The sequence below is a fragment of the Mesorhizobium sp. WSM4822 genome (genome assembly GCF_055811155.1).
Map to the genome: position 1 here is coordinate 1 of NZ_JBVVQM010000032.1, position 15298 is coordinate 15298.

Consider the following 15298-nt stretch of genomic DNA (forward strand, 5'->3'; position numbering starts at 1 on the left):
CCCTCCGGCATCTATGTCCGTCCGGAAGGCTCGGTCTACCTCACCGGCGGCGCCGAACCGGAGGAAGGCGACCGCGCACCCGATCCCGGTGACTTCGAGGTAAACTGGCCGCTGTTCGAAGAGGTGATCTGGCCGGTGCTGGCGACCCGCATTCCCGCCTTCGAGGCGATCAAGCCCACCCGCGCCTGGGCCGGCCATTACGACTACAACACGCTCGACCAGAACGCGGTGATCGGTCCGCATCCCGAACTGGGTAACTTCCTGTTTGCTAATGGATTCTCCGGCCACGGCCTGCAGCAGGGGCCGGCGGTGGGCAAGGCGCTGGCCGAGTTGATCATGCATGGCGGCTATCGGACGGTGGATTGCTCGGCGTTCGGCTATGGCCGGGTTGCCGAAGGTCGGGCGTTTAGGGAATTGAATGTGATCTAACAACAACTGCGGCGCGACGGTCTCCTTTGGTGCCGGCGGGACAGAGCGGCGCCAATAATAGCGACAGGCGGTGCCGCGGTACAAAGCCTTATGTTTAGCTTGCCCCGGTCGTACGGACCTTCGCTATATCAATGTGGAAGAAGCCGATCGGAAAGGCCTTGAACCTCTTCTTCGCCGGCCTGTCGACGTCGGCATCTGGCAATCGCACGATGCTTGCGCTGCCGACATCGGTGCAATGAAGAGCGCGTCAAATGCGGGATCGCCGGCTGAACGCGCGAGCGGCAGCAGCGTGTTGCGGCGGAAGGCCACAAGAACGGTCCTCTCCTCGGCAGACGAGACCGTCGATCTCGCTCCCTGGGCCGGTGGGCAGATCGGCTGTCGAACCCGCTTCTCCATTGCTCGGTCTTGGGTTGATGCCATAGCGGATCGAGGGCGACCTCAGGCTCGCTTCACTGTGTTGTATTGCTCGACGGATCGCCTCTGTCTTGTGGCCATGCCCGGCCCATCGGTGCATCCTTTTAGTCGGACGACAATGATGAACCATCAAACCTCGGATCGAACACACCAGACTAGCCGATTATGCTGCGGCGAGCCACCTGGCAATGCACGCCGCCGGCCTGCCGCCGAGCGCCAGCCCAACTGGTGAACGGTCCGGCGAGATCTCTCCGCGACAACCCCCCTCCATAAACCGCTCGGCAAATATCCGCTTTCAGTAGAGCCGTGCACTACAGACGAAGTGTCTTGCGACAAAAGTCGAAATTCAATCCTCTTGCCCGCCTGCAACGAAGGAGATCATCGGGACCGTCGTTGCAGGCGCGCTAATGCCCGGCTGACGCCGGGTTAGCAGTCGGTCGAGCACAACGAGAGGATTCAGGTCAACGCCCTTGGAACCTATGTCACCACCCATCCATGGCGTGGATGCGTTTCATCAAAACAGACGATTTTACCGATGTTACGGCACGTTGCATAGAAACAATTCAAGGATGTAACCCTGAGGGAAAGTGGTTGATGTTTGCGTTGGCTCCGAAGATCATTTTCTGGTCTGCGCCGAAGACCGGCCCAGGGCGCGCGTCCATCGCGGCCAGGCACTTCCGCGATGGACGCAAGCTACATCGCATTGGCGCAGAACGACAAGCTCCCGGAATTGCGCAGGCGCTTGCCTCAAAGGCAGCAGCAAAGCTGAGGGTTGTGGTGTTTTGGAAAGAGGCAATTTAGATGCTTGTTGATGGCTCAAGGATGGATCGGTTCGTTGTTTCGCGACGGCGCGAGGGTCTCGGTGATTGCCTGTGGTCTCTCGCGTCGGCATGGGACTACGCACATCGGACGGGACGGGCTTTAGCAATAGATTGGCGCGGCTCTTGTTACCTCGACAACCCGTTTGCGAATGCCTTTCCGGCTTTTTTCAAGCCAATTGAAGAGATCGGTGGTGTACGGGTCATTTGCGATGACGAGATCAACCACGTCTCATTCCCCGGTCCCTTCTTCCCGTCGTGGTGGAACAGGCCCTCCATCGACTGCGTGTACCGTCCGGATGAACAGATTTTCCAAGAACGTGACGAGCTTAACGAGCTTTTCCAGCTCCAAGATGATTGTGAAGCCAACACAGTAGTGTGTGATGCTTGCTTGATGTGGCGTTGCGATGAGCAAGCCGAGCGAACGATATTTCAGAGCATCACGCCGAGGCCCGAAATTGAGGATCGGATTGAAGCGCTCTACCAGGAACACTTTGACGGGTACAGCATAATTGGAGTCCATGTCCGTCACGGCAACGGCGAGAATATTATGGATCATGCCCCTTACTGGGCTGATCCAAAGGTTGCCTTAGAGCAGGTATGCACTGCCATTCGTATGGCCAAAGCGCAACCGCATGCAAGGCCTGTAAGGGTGTTCTTGTGTACAGACAGCGCCCGGGTTGTTGATCACTTGTCGGGCATGTTTCCCGAACTCTTCACCGTCCCAAAACACTTCCAAGCGGATCAGGCCGGCCCCTTGCACAGTGCAGCACTGGGCGGCACCGACGGGGGCTTTTCCGCTCTCGTTGAGATGTATCTCCTCGGTAGATGCGACACTGTAATTCGCTTTCCTCCGACTAGCGCCTTCTCCCGCTATGCCCGCCTCTTTGTGCCGCGGATCATCGAATTCGATTTGAATGACCCGCCTCATTTGATCTCGATTGATAACTCCTTCGAACGTTCCTCAGCTCCATGAAAGGGTTGGCTGCCCGCTCGAACTCTCTCTAGCCTTCGCAGAGGCTCCGCTCGCCCTGCCCAATGCGCCCCTTTCTCGCCACGCAATGCCGCCGCAGGCGAGCATTTGCACGGGCGCGCCAAAATCAAAGGATTCAAGCTTGTCAAAGAGAAAAGTCGCTTTAATCACCGGGGTCACGGGGCAAGACGGTTCCTATCTCGCAGAATTGCTTTTGGAAAAGGGCTATTCTGTGCATGGAATAAAGAGACGGTCGTCTCTTTTTAATACAGGCCGTATAGATCATCTCTATCATGATCCTCATGAAAGTGGCGTTGATCTTACACTTCACCACGGGGACTTGACAGACTCGTCCAGCCTTACGCGCGTCATCCAACTGGTTCAGCCGGACGAAATTTACAATCTGGCAGCTCAGAGCCACGTTGCAGTCTCCTTTGAACAACCAGAATACACCGCGAACTCGGACGCGTTGGGTGCGCTGCGTATCCTCGAGGCAATTCGGATCCTGGGGCTCGTCGAGCATACGCGCTACTACCAAGCCTCGACGTCTGAGCTCTACGGACTGGTGCGGGAAACGCCACAGACCGAGACGACACCATTCTACCCCCGATCACCCTACGCTGTTGCCAAATTGTATGCTCATTGGATGACCGTAAATTACCGAGAAGCTTACAATTTGTACGCATGTAACGGAATTTTATTTAATCATGAGTCACCTGCGCGCGGAGAAACCTTTGTAACGCGAAAAATAACGCGTGCCTTGGCTCGAATTAAGCTTGGAGTGCAGCCAACTTTATTCTTGGGCAACCTTAATGCGCGTCGGGATTGGGGGCACGCCCGAGACTACGTCCAGATGCAGTGGTTGATGCTTCAGCAAGAGCAAGCTGAAGACTTTGTGATCGCTAGCGGTGAGCAACATTCGGTGCGCGAATTTGTCACCGTCGCGGCCGCTGAACTCGGCATTGGTGTTCGTTGGGTAGGCGAAGGGGTCGACGAAGAGGGGTACGATGCAAAGACGGGAGCTTTGATCGTAAAGGTAGATCCCCGTTATTTTCGTCCTACAGAAGTCGAGACACTTCTCGGCGACGCCCGCAAGGCCAAAGAAAAACTTGGGTGGGAGCCCAAAATCTCCTTCATCGAATTGGTTAGGGAGATGGTTCGGGAAGATTTGCGCATGGCAGAGCGTGACGCAGTGCTGATGAAGCAAGGTTATTATTCACACTGTCCACAAGAGTTATGCTGACAACATCCGCGCCATGCAGGCTTGTTGTTAAGTGCCATGGTGGACTTATTAAGGAACGCCCAGAGCAATATCAATGGAAAACAAAAGATGAAGAAAGTCTATGTGGCAGGCCATCGCGGCCTTGTTGGATCCGCCACTATGAGAGCCCTCGAGGCGCTAGGATGCTATGAGATAATAACACGTACTCGCGAAGAACTGGATCTATTTGACCGGAGCGAGACGCGCAGGTTCTTCATGTCGCGGAGGCCTGATTACGTCGTTATGTGCGCCGCAAAGGTTGGTGGTATACTGGCGAACGCTAGCTCCCCCGTCGATTTCCTTCATGACAACCTGGCGATTCAACTTAGTGTTTTTGATGCCGCTTACGCTTCCGGCGTCGAGCGGATGATTTTTCTTGGCTCTTCGTGTATCTATCCACGCGACTGCCCGCAGCCGATACGTGAGGAATACCTTCTCACCGGTCCGCTTGAAGCGACGAATCGTCCCTACGCTTTGGCAAAAATCGCAGGAGTCGAATCATGCTGGTCTTTTAACCGGCAGTACCAGACGCGCTATCTCACGTTGATGCCGACCAGCTTATATGGTCCCGGCGATAATTATGACCCCGGAAATTGCCACGTTCTGCCTGCTCTGATACGCCGTTTTCACCAGGCTAAATTGAACGGAGACGCCTCGGTAGAGGTCTGGGGATCTGGAAAGCCTCGGCGAGAGTTTATGTATTCGTCGGATGTAGGCGATGCCATTGCATTCCTGATTGGCTTGGCAGATTCGGACTTTGACGCCTTAACAGCCCCCGACACAGCGCCCCTGATTAATGTTGGTGTTGGCGAGGACGTCACGATTCGCGAGGTAGCGGAACTGGTTAAGGCGACAGTCGGCTGGGGGGGCAATTTGGTATTCGACACGACGAAGCCAGACGGTACTCCGCGCAAGCTACTGGACATAACGCGCTTGCGTAACCTTGGCTGGAAAGCCAAAACCTCTCTTGGTGCCGGGTTGCAAGCGATGTATGAGGATTTCCTCCGCGTTCATAAGGCTTGATGTGGATGCGCGCATCCTGGTTGGACTGCATGTCCGACCGGTGCAAGCTTGTTCAGCCAGGTCCAAACAGAAGAGAGGGACGCATACATAGCCAGGGCGGCCGCGATATTGGCCTGTGCTAACGTTGCCAACCGGACCTCACTGCGACCGGCGATGCAAAGCATCACCCCAGAAGCGTGGCCAAGCCGCCGGTAAGGGCGTATACGGGCCGCACTGAACGGCTGTGCGTGAGCGCCCTTAACTCAAGCCTGCGCCTCGGCCAAAATCTTCCCGTTGTCCGTCCTGGGTTGCGGCCATGCTGAGGTGGTGAACCCCAGTCTCCCTGTGTCCTCATCAGCGTGCCGGCGTAGCCGCGATTTTCGACCCTCGCAGCGCGCAGCCGGTTCGATGGTTGCACGCTTGTCGTTCTCCGCCATGGTCAGCGCATACGGCGCAGCCGGCACGCGAGGTGGGCGGACGAACGAACCTAAACCTGTCCACCGCCCGAATTGGAAGCAGCGATCCGCGGCATTTCCGCCTCTTTCAGGAATCCAGCTCGCTCCGCGAAGCCGACAAACGCATCGCAGGCCACGCCCATCTGCGTGCGGCGTCTTGTGCTCGGTAGCACCGGTGTATGGCTGTTTCATGGACCAGACGACCGCGGTTGCGCCGACCCAGCCACGCCCAATTCCGCGTTCGATGTGTTTAGGGCGTGGATGGTTGTCATCCGAACAATCAATTTGCCAATCCTGCCGCTCCTATTAGAGGGGGTGCCTCGGCCTGCGGGGACGCCCGACGAAAAAGCCTGAGCACCATCACCAATGCCCATTGGAGTGCAGAAGGCAACGATCCGAAGGCAGTGGAAATTGGTGCCGGAACTTCAGAATTAGCGTGCTTTGGTCCCGACCCTGCCGACGTCTGACGGCATTTTGCAGCGCCGGTGATGCTGCTTTAGCGAGGTGTGAATTTGACCTACAAGATCGATCATGAACTGCTGAATCGAGAAATGGCCGCAGACGATCCATGGCGGCTCGATGGCAATCCGTTCGAGCGGGAGCGCCATACGCAAATTCTCAGCTTGTCGCTTGCGCAAGGTCCTGTCGCAAATGCGCTTGAAGTCGGGTGCGCTGCCGGCGCCTTTTCGGAGCGGCTAGCCCCCCATTGCAAGCGACTCACTGTGATCGATGTCGTGGAGCCAGCGATTACGCGAGCACGTTTGCGCATGAAAGAGGCGTCGCACATCAGCTGGATAATCTCCGATGTTCAACAGTTTTCGAGTGATGAGCCGTTCGACCTGATTGTCGTGGCGGAGGTTCTTTACTACGTCGGAGATCTCGTTCAGATCCGCGCAGCAGTCCGCAACTTGGTCGGCCTGCTTGCGCCAGGCGGGCACCTGATTTTCGGGTCGGCACGCGACAACAGTTGCCAACGTTGGGGGCACGCTGCTGGTGCAGAGACCACTATCGCCATGCTGAACGAATCGTTGACCGAGATGAAGCGCATCGAGTGCCGGGGCGCGTCCATCAATGAAGACTGCCTGCTGGCCCGCTTCCGAAAGCCGATTTCCGCTTCCTGATCAGACGAATTGTCGAGGTTGACTTGGAGTCACCGCGCCTCTGTATCAAGGGCGCCGATCAACAAATTAGCTGGATCCGGTGATGGTCACAACTGCTTAGATATCCGGCTTCTTCATGCGGCTCGATGTTCAGCGCCGCGAGCCTCAACGGGTTTTCACCCGCCCTCCAACTCAACGGCCCCCAGACGTTGTCCGAAGCCTTTCCGGTCCACACAGCAGGTTCGGAAGTGACGGGATGACCATTTCCCACCTTTCCCATTTTGCTGCAAGGCAGGTGCGCCCTCCTTCTCGCTCTCCAGGTCCGTCCGCCCGCCTTCACCGTCAGTACCGGTTGCCAGGCAGCACTCCAGAGCATCGAACAGACGACCCTTGTTGGGGAGCGCTACCGCCGCGCCATCGGGATGCCGCCTTTGCCGCAACTTGTCGAGCCAGAGGCTTCGCGGAGCCTGTTTGCCGCCGGCGCTGTCAAAAGCTGCGCGATCGCATTAATCATCGGCGTGTGTCAACGCGCGCCGCGTTTGCTAACGCCTAACAGTCGGATCCATCTTCCACTTAATCGCTGCTTCGGCACGAGGCGCAGCCACGCTCTGACGGCCGCTCTTGAGGCAGGTTGTGTAACCGACAGCTGCCTCGGTGTCGTCGTTTGTCGGGCCAATCGAGCACGACCAGAAGGTTCAGATCAAGGCCTTTGAAACGCATGGTTTTGTCATCCATTGCGTGGATGCTCGGGATCTAAACAATCAATTTTACCAATCTGGGGGGGTGGTTCATAGACCCCACATGACACGCACCGCCGTTGCTTTACCGCGTGGGGTGCACAAAAGAACCCGAAAAAAAGGAAGTCTTCGCATGCGCTCTGACGTGCAGTGGAGGTTGTGCTGGGAAAATGAGTTGCAGCTTTCCGATCACCTCGAACTCTCTGAGTTCTTCCGGAAGACCTATGAGCCTACCGGAGCCTTTAATGGAAAGCAATTCGCAGGCGGTCGAAGTTGGGCCGGTGCAAGACCGGAGGTCCGCGCAATCGGCTATGATGTGCACGGGGTAGCGGCTCACCTAGGCCTGCTGCGCCGATACATCAAAGTTGGCGACGCTGATCTGCTTGTCGCTGAACTCGGTCTATACGGGGTGCGTCCGGATCTTGAGGGGCTAGGAATCGCCCATTCGATCAGCGTGATGCATCCAGTGCTACAGCAGCTTGGCGTTCCATTCGCTTTCGGCTCGGTTCGGCCCGCGCTCCGGAACCATGTTGGGAGGTTCTGCCGCAAAGGCTTGGCGAACATTTTGTCGGGCGTTCGCGTGCGCTCAACTCTCCCGGACGTGTACCCCGATCTGCCTCCCACGCGAGTCGACGACGACGTACTCGTCATTGTGCTCCCAATTGGATGCTCAATGAGCGAGTGGCCGGCCGGCACTTTGATCGATCGGAACGGTCCAGAGCTATGAAGAACACCCGCAATGGTATCAGTCAGCGCGACCCGCCCCTCATGGCATTGATCGATCTGATTCCAGCATTGATCGCGGATCTACCATCCGCTCGCTTCCTCAAATTCACTGAAGAATCTGACGTCTCATGAACCTGTTTGCCCCAGCCAGTACTATTGCCATCTGCTCTTATGCGCTGCTGTCGAGCATCTATAAAACCGCGCAGGTGTTCTACACCCTGCCTGCAAACGTATCGCCGACCTCGGGCGAACCGGCCGGCTGTGAGTCTTGGCCGAGCGTCGATGTCATTATCCCGTGCTACAACGAGGCCCCTCGCACCCTCTCGGACTGCCTGGCTTCCATTGCAGGTCAGGACTACGCCGGAAAACTGCAGGTCTATGTTGTTGATGACGGTTCCGGAAACCGCGATGCGCTCGCAGGTGTACACGAGGAATACGCTCGCGATCCAAGGTTCAACTTCATTGCGCTCCCAAAGAATGTCGGAAAGCGCAAGGCACAGATCGTGGCGGTTCGCCGCTCGTGCGGAGATTTGGTGCTCAATGTCGATTCGGACACGATACTCGCGCCGGACGTCGTCACAAGGCTTGCGCAGAAGATGCAAGATCAAGCGATCGGCGCAGCCATGGGCCAGTTGGCGGCTAGCAATCGCGATGAAACTTGGCTGACGCGGTTGATTGACATGGAATACTGGCTCGCCTGCAACGAAGAGCGGGCAGCGCAGGCTCGGTTCGGTGCCGTCATGTGTTGCTGCGGTCCGTGTGCCATGTACCGGCGAACCGCGCTTGTTTCGCTGCTGGATCAATATGAGACGCAGCGCTTTCGAGGGAAGCCGAGCGACTTCGGTGAGGACCGCCACCTTACGATCCTGATGTTGAAAGCAGGGTTTCGAACAGAGTATGTCCCGGAGGCCGTCGCAGCAACAGTCGTTCCCAACAGCATGGGTCCCTATCTGCGCCAACAGCTTCGCTGGGCCCGGAGCACGTTCCGTGACACGTTGCTGGCGCTCCAACTGCTGCGCGGTCTTAATATCTATCTCACATTGGACGTGATTGGGCAGAACCTTGGCCCACTATTGCTCTCTTTGTCGCTCCTGGCGGGGATCGCGCAGTTCGTTACCACAGGTACTGTGCCTTGGACGGCATGCCTGACGATTGCGGTCATGACTATAGTTCGTTGCAGCGTGGCAGCGTTTCGTTCGCGCCAACTTCGATTTCTCGGTTTCTCGCTCCACACACTCATCAACATCTTTCTCTTGCTCCCATTGAAAGCATACGCGCTGTGTACATTGAGCAATAGCGATTGGTTGTCGCGAAGCCCTGAGGCCACTGTGCCAGACACCGGCGGCGCCATTCCAAAGCCCAACTTGGTTGGATCTGACGCAGCTTACAGCGAACAGCAATAGTCACGTGATCGCAGGTGGAAGAGTTTTGAGCCAGGACCAGAAACAGCAAGTGTTGAACCTGAAGTTGGACCCAGAGGATCTGCGGCAGATCGAGACTCCTGCGATCGAACGGGAATCTCACGGGCAAACAAGCGCGAAGAGATCCGTGCCTGGCTCTTTGTCGACCGTGGCAGTCGATTTCGCTGGCGTAACCAAGTCCTATGGGAACAAGGTCGTTGTCGACGACCTGTCGTTCACCGTTGCGTCGGGAGAGTGTTTCGGCCTCCTGGGGCCAAACGGGGCGGGCAAAAGCACGATTGCGCGTATGCTCCTAGGCATGACATGCCCTGACGCGGGCACCATCACGGTGCTCGGCGTCCCGGTGCCGGCGCGCGCTCGGCTGGCACGTAGGGGCATCGGCGTGGTCCCGCAATTCGACAATCTTGACCAGGAATTCACCGTACGCGAGAACCTGCTGGTGTTCGGCCGCTACTTCGGCATGAGCACACGCCAGAGCGAAGCGGTCATCCCGTCGCTTCTTGAGTTTGCTCGCCTCGAGCGCAAGGCGGATGCGCGCGTCTCGGAATTGTCCGGCGGCATGAAGCGATGCCTGACGATGGCGCGGGCGTTGATGAACGACCCCCAGCTCATCGTGATGGACGAGCCGACCACCGGCCTCGACCCGCATGCGCGCCACCTGATCTGGGAGCGGCTGCGCGCCCTGTTGGCGCGCGGCAAGACGATTATCCTGACCACGCATTTTATGGAAGAGGCTGAGCGATTATGCGATCGGCTGTGCGTGCTCGAAAGGGGTCGCTACATCGCCGAAGGCCGCCCGCAGGCTCTGATCGACGAGCATATCGGATGCCAGGTCATGGAGATTTACGGCGGCGATCCGCACGAGTTGCATTCGCTGGTCAAGCCCCATTCTCAGCGCATCGAGGTCAGCGGCGAAACGCTCTACTGCTATGGGCCAGACCCCGATCAGGTGCGCACGCAACTCCAAGGGCGACCAAGTCTGCGCCTTCTTCTGCGTCCAGCCAATCTCGAGGATGTTTTCTTGCGGCTGACCGGGCGCGAGATGGAGGAGTGAACGATGATTGAAGGTCTTGCGGCGGTGCTGCCCGCCAATGCATGGAACTGGGTTGCGGTGTGGCGCCGCAACTATCTGGCATGGAAGAAAGTCGCATTCGTAGCGATTCTCGGTAACCTCGCCGATCCAATGATCTACCTTTTCGGCCTCGGTACCGGCCTCGGCATAATGGTCGGCCGCGTCGACGGTGCGCCGTACATCGCCTTTTTGGCGGCCGGCATGGTCGGGGTCGGTGCGATGACCGCCTCTACCCTCGAAACACTGTACGCGGCTTTCGCTCGCATGCATTCTCAACGCACATGGGAAGCCATGCTGTATACGCACGTTACCCTCGGCGATATCGTTCTGGGTGAACTGGCGTGGGCAGCCAGCAAGGCCTTCCTATCCGGTATGGCAATTACCATTGTCACCGCAGCGTTGGGCTATACAGCCTGGCCGTCCGTCCTCTATGCGCTGCCATTCATTGTTCTGACAGGGTTCGTATTTGCCAGCCTCGCGATGGTCGTCACCGCACTTTCGCCCAGCTACGAGTACTTCGTATTTTACCAGACGCTTATCCTTACACCCATGCTGTTCCTGTCGGGCGCCGTTTTCCCATTGAATCAGCTGCCTGACACCTTTCAGCAGATAGCGCGATGCATGCCGCTGGCACATGCGATCGACCTCATTCGTCCGGTCATGCTTGATCGCCCGATCGGCGGCATCGCCCTGCACATCGGGGTGCTCGGCCTCTACGCGGTGTTGCCATTCTTCCTCTCGATGGCGCTGTTGCGCCGCCGACTGATGCGCTGAGAGAAGGAGATAAACATGCGCTATGGACGCAAATAAAACGACGTCGCCAGCATGTGCCACGAAGGGCTTGGCTGGCGTCGATTCAGTCCCACAACGCTATGGTACGCCTGGTGCCTCGAGCAGAGGATCTCTCTTGGTCCGGGCCGACGTATGAGAATTTCTTTGAGGCCGGTGGTGTTGGCTGGCCTTCGTGGCGCGAACGACCACGCAGCCTGTTTCTGATCGAACGGCCTTGAGACAGGCCAATTTAGTCTTCCTGTACGATAATGGAGAGCGACATGCTGTGTCTAGGATTGAGCGGCGGATTGGACAAAGTCTATGAAAACAGATTTCAGATTCCCAACACATTCATGCACGATGGCGCTGCGGTGCTCGTCCGAGACGGACAGGTTATCGCGGCGGTAGAAGAGGAACGCCTCAATCGGATCAAACACTCCAACAAGCTGCCGCTTGGTTCGGTTCAATACTGTCTTTCAGCCGCTGGGGTTCAGCTCAGCGAAATCGATCGAGTGGCGTTCTACGCTACCGAAGACTATAGCAACGCCATGCTTGAAAACATGCTTGTTTCCCAGCCGGACGCCGCCATTCCACTGGATGCCAAACTGTTGATGCAGCAGCTGCTGGCGCAGGAATTCGGTACCGAGCTCGACGCTTCGCGTATCTCATTCGTAGGTCATCATCAGGCGCACGCCGTGAGTGCTTTTGCAATGTCGGGCTTCGAGCAAAGTCTGATTTTCGCGATTGACGGCTCGGGTGATTTCCTGTCGGGCCTTATGGCGGTAGGATCCGGTACTGAAATTACACAACTTGCGACTTTCCCAGAGAACAATTCTCTCGGGCTATTTTATCTCGAGACGATCCGGTATCTCGGCTACGGCTTGTTCGATGAATATAAGGTGATGGGGCTTGCCCCGTACGGCGATCCCGTTCCCTATCGCGAGCTTTTCGAGCAATTCTATGAACTCTCTGCAAACGGCGAGTATCGCGTCCACCTGGACCGCATCGGTCCGACTTTGCTCCGCAGCATTCAGGTTCGGCAAAAGGGAATGCCATTCACTCAGCAGCATATGGATGTGAGTGCGTCGTTACAGGAAGCGCTCGAACGCATCGTGTTTCACATTCTTCGTCATTATCGTGATGCCACCGGGATGACGCGGTTGTGCCTGGCCGGCGGAGTAGCGCACAATTGCTCCATGAACGGCAAGCTGCTCTATTCAGGACTTTTCGAAGACATCTTCGTGCAGCCCGCATCGCATGACGCTGGGTGCGCATTAGGCGCCGCGCTACTCGTGTCTAATGAGCTGGGCCGTCCAGCGCCGCGTACGCGATTGCAGGAGGTCTATTGGGGGCCGGAACTCGCGAGCGATCACGCTGTCGAAGAGGAACTAAAGGCATGGACGGGGCACCTGGAGTTTGAACGCACTGAGGAGGTGGCGGATAGGGCAGCCGAGTGGATGGTCGGTGGCGCCGTGATCGGCTGGGTGCAAGGTCGTTCGGAGTTCGGCCCGCGAGCGCTCGGAAATCGCAGCATTCTTGCCGACCCCAGGCCCGCTTCAAACAAGGACCGGATCAACGCTATGGTCAAGAAGCGGGAAGGATATCGCCCGTTCGCCCCATCAGTGTTGGAGGAGGATGCGCGCGTATTTTTCGACCTCCCGGGCAGTGCGTGCGAATTTCCCTTCATGAATTTCGTAGTTCGTGTGCGCGATTCCAAGCGTGATTTGCTCGGCGCCATCACGCATGTCGACGGTACGGCGCGGCTGCAAACAGTATCGCGCAAGGCCAGTCCGGCCTACTGGGATGTCATCAATGCCTTCAAGCAGCGGACAGGCATCCCAATTCTGCTCAATACGTCCTTTAACAACAATGCAGAGCCGATCGTAGATTCGGTTGCAGACTCGATTGCCACGTTCCTGACAACAGAGCTGGATGGACTTGTGGTCGGGCCGTACCTCGTCAAAAAACGGGCCGCAACGCTGCAGGATTGGACTGCGCTCGCGGTTTCATTGCCGCCTTATGCATCCCTGCATAAAGTCCGCGAATACACGGCGCGGAATCGCCACGAGACCGTCTGCGAAATCCGAACGGATCACCGTGACTGTGCGCGTATTTCACATGACTTGTTCGATCTGCTGACGCGGATCGAAGGCGAAGCGGTGCTCGCGGATCTACTCGACACAATTACGCTGGATCAGGGCCTGCGCGAGGCTCTTACAGGAGAGCTGCGCCAATTGTGGGAGCAGCGCCACGTTCGGATGCATCCCTCGCAAGCTGCTCGCGTCCACCAAAACTGATGCCAAAGTCTGGACGACCGAAATTAGGGCCGAACCACCGGTCTGCACCTTCATATGACTGTCTCCGATCCAGTAGGCCGAGGCAAGGGTTCTATGAAACATCTTGATGACAGAAGGGAGGTGCGGAGTGAATGCGCTGATGGAACCGGCCGTCGGAGCGTTTTTCTGACGTTTGACGACGGCCCCGATCCATTTTTCACACCACAGATACTCGATGTGCTGGCGCAAAATCAGGTGCCAGCGACTTTCTTCGTCATTGGTGCCTACGCCGCAGAGCACCCGGATCTCATCCAGCGCATGATCGCAGAAGGGCATGAGGTAGGCAACCACACGATGTCTCATCCGGATCTATCCAAATGCGGCTTGGGCGAAGTGCAACATGAGGTATTTGAGGCGAACCGTGCCATCATGGTAGCATGCCCGCAGGCCTCGATCCGCTACGTTCGCGCGCCATACGGCGCCTGGAGCGAAGAAGTGTTCACTGCCTCAGAGATCGCCGGTCTGGCGGCCCTTCATTGGTCGATAGACCCAAGAGACTGGTCGCGTCCCGGCGCCGACGCGATCGTCGACGCAGTGCTCGCCTCGATCCGGCCCGGCGCAATCGTGCTCCTGCACGACGGTTGCCCTCCCGACGAGTCGAGACGGAGCACTCAAGCCAGTCTGCGCGACCAAACGGTTACGGCACTGTCCAATCTGATTCCGGCATTAGATGCATGCGGATATGAAATTCGCTCGCTTCCAGAACATCACTGAATCGCGAGATCCTACGCCCTGCTTTCCCAGCCAGTACCGTGATCTCGCTTATGAAGAACCGTTTACGCCTGCCGGCAAACTAGTCGCCATTGCCGTTATGGGTGATACGCCCGACCTCGGCTGCAAATGACCCAGGCGTCCTCGACTTCGCACACCCCCGGAGATCCGGCGCGCGACCGATCCAGCAACTGGACCATGTCGATGACTTCTGACTGGCTGTTTCCAGCAGGCCAGGTTGCCGGTATCTGTTGGTAACGCAAGGAGTTTTCGCGATGTACATCCCTCCCGCTTTCCGCGACGACGACAAGGAGGGCCTGCGCGCGACGATCCGCGCGGCGCTGCTGGCGAACTTCGTTACAGTCACCGCGGAAGGGCCGCTTGCAACGCCACTGCCGCTCTTGCTTGATGAGAGCGAGGGCGAGCACGGCGTCATCTACGGCCACCTCGCGAAGGCTAATCCCCAGTGCCATGTTCCCCCGATGGGCGACGGCTTGGCCATCTTCATGGGGCCGGACGCTTATGTGACGCCGGCATGGTATGCGACCAAACGGGAAACCGGGAAGGTCGTCCCGACCTGGAATTACATCGCCGTCCACGCCTATGGTCCGGTCGAGTTCTTCGAGCATGCGGGAAGACTGCTGGACGTTGTGAAACGTCTGACTGACCACCAGGAGGGCGAGCGCGCCTCGCCTTGGGCGGTATCGGATGCACCGCCGGATTTTGTACAGGCGCAACTCCGCGGAATCGTTGGCTTGCGCATGCCGATCACGAGGCTGGAGAGCAAGCGAAAACTGAGTCAGAACCGGAACGCGGCCGACCGCGCTGGCGTGGCTGCGGGCCTTGCGGCGAGCGAGCGGGCATCTGACCGCGAGATCGCCGCTCTCATCCCAAAGCCCGGGCGTCGCCAGTGATCGAGTACAAAGCGGGGCGATGCTTGGCGCATGAAGCAGACGGATGGCTACGAGTTAGCTCAGGCGATGTTTCAGACTTGCTCGAAGAACGAAGCGGCTAAGGCCATTGCCGCCATTGATGGCCAGTCCGTCTTCCGCCTCGTGCACGACACATTTCA

Annotated in this window: 12 protein-coding genes and 2 pseudogenes; 13 read left to right on the forward strand and 1 reads right to left on the reverse strand. The window is 57.7% G+C overall.

Features of this window, described 5'->3' with window-relative positions; genetic code table 11:
* Positions 1-429 (forward strand): NAD(P)/FAD-dependent oxidoreductase (locus AC0L3E_RS33335; protein ID WP_473606720.1); only part of this gene is annotated, 429 nt, incomplete at its 5' end.
* A 109-nt stretch (positions 430-538) separates the two neighbouring features.
* Here the strand turns inward: AC0L3E_RS33335 and AC0L3E_RS33340 are convergent.
* Positions 539-943: pseudogene (locus AC0L3E_RS33340) on the reverse strand (transposase family protein); the annotation flags it as partial.
* Between the two features lie 701 nt (positions 944-1644).
* Between AC0L3E_RS33340 and AC0L3E_RS33345 the strand changes: the two are divergent.
* From AC0L3E_RS33345 to AC0L3E_RS33400, 12 genes and pseudogenes are all read left to right on the forward strand, one after another.
* Positions 1645-2637 (forward strand): nodulation protein NodZ, encoded by a 993-nt coding sequence (locus AC0L3E_RS33345; protein ID WP_473606721.1) that lies wholly within the window; start codon positions 1645-1647, stop codon positions 2635-2637.
* Positions 2638-2776: 139 nt separating this feature from the next.
* Entirely contained in the window at positions 2777-3877 is a 1101-nt protein-coding gene (gene gmd / locus AC0L3E_RS33350; protein ID WP_473606722.1) for a GDP-mannose 4,6-dehydratase, read from the forward strand.
* An 87-nt stretch (positions 3878-3964) separates the two neighbouring features.
* The gene (locus AC0L3E_RS33355; RefSeq protein ID WP_473606723.1) at positions 3965-4918 is read left to right on the forward strand and encodes a GDP-L-fucose synthase family protein; all 954 of its coding nucleotides are present in this window, start codon (positions 3965-3967) and stop codon (positions 4916-4918) included.
* Positions 4919-5858: 940 nt separating this feature from the next.
* The gene (gene nodS / locus AC0L3E_RS33360) at positions 5859-6473 is read left to right on the forward strand and encodes a nodulation methyltransferase NodS (RefSeq protein WP_473606725.1); all 615 of its coding nucleotides are present in this window, start codon (positions 5859-5861) and stop codon (positions 6471-6473) included.
* 849 nt (positions 6474-7322) lie between these two features.
* Complete coding sequence (locus AC0L3E_RS33365) at positions 7323-7916, forward strand: NodA family N-acyltransferase (RefSeq protein ID WP_473565005.1); 594 nt, start codon at positions 7323-7325, stop codon at positions 7914-7916.
* Positions 7917-8043: 127 nt separating this feature from the next.
* Positions 8044-9318, forward strand: a complete 1275-nt coding sequence (gene nodC / locus AC0L3E_RS33370) for a chitooligosaccharide synthase NodC (RefSeq protein ID WP_473606727.1) — start codon at positions 8044-8046, stop codon at positions 9316-9318.
* A 49-nt stretch (positions 9319-9367) separates the two neighbouring features.
* Positions 9368-10390, forward strand: coding sequence for a nodulation factor ABC transporter ATP-binding protein NodI (gene nodI, locus AC0L3E_RS33375; RefSeq protein WP_473606731.1), 1023 nt, complete (start codon positions 9368-9370; stop codon positions 10388-10390).
* A gap of 3 nt (positions 10391-10393) precedes the next feature.
* Positions 10394-11182 (forward strand): ABC transporter permease, encoded by a 789-nt coding sequence (locus tag AC0L3E_RS33380; RefSeq protein WP_473606729.1) that lies wholly within the window; start codon positions 10394-10396, stop codon positions 11180-11182.
* A gap of 278 nt (positions 11183-11460) precedes the next feature.
* A complete protein-coding gene (locus tag AC0L3E_RS33385; protein WP_473606730.1) occupies positions 11461-13476 on the forward strand; it encodes a carbamoyltransferase family protein in 2016 nt (671 codons plus the stop codon).
* Positions 13477-13569: 93 nt separating this feature from the next.
* Complete coding sequence (gene nodB, locus AC0L3E_RS33390; RefSeq protein WP_473602977.1) at positions 13570-14229, forward strand: chitooligosaccharide deacetylase NodB; 660 nt, start codon at positions 13570-13572, stop codon at positions 14227-14229.
* A 272-nt stretch (positions 14230-14501) separates the two neighbouring features.
* On the forward strand, positions 14502-15140 hold the full coding sequence (locus AC0L3E_RS33395) for an FMN-binding negative transcriptional regulator (RefSeq protein ID WP_473565011.1): 639 nt from the start codon (positions 14502-14504) through the stop codon (positions 15138-15140).
* Positions 15141-15209: 69 nt separating this feature from the next.
* A pseudogene (locus tag AC0L3E_RS33400) lies at positions 15210-15298 on the forward strand (TIM barrel protein); the annotation flags it as partial.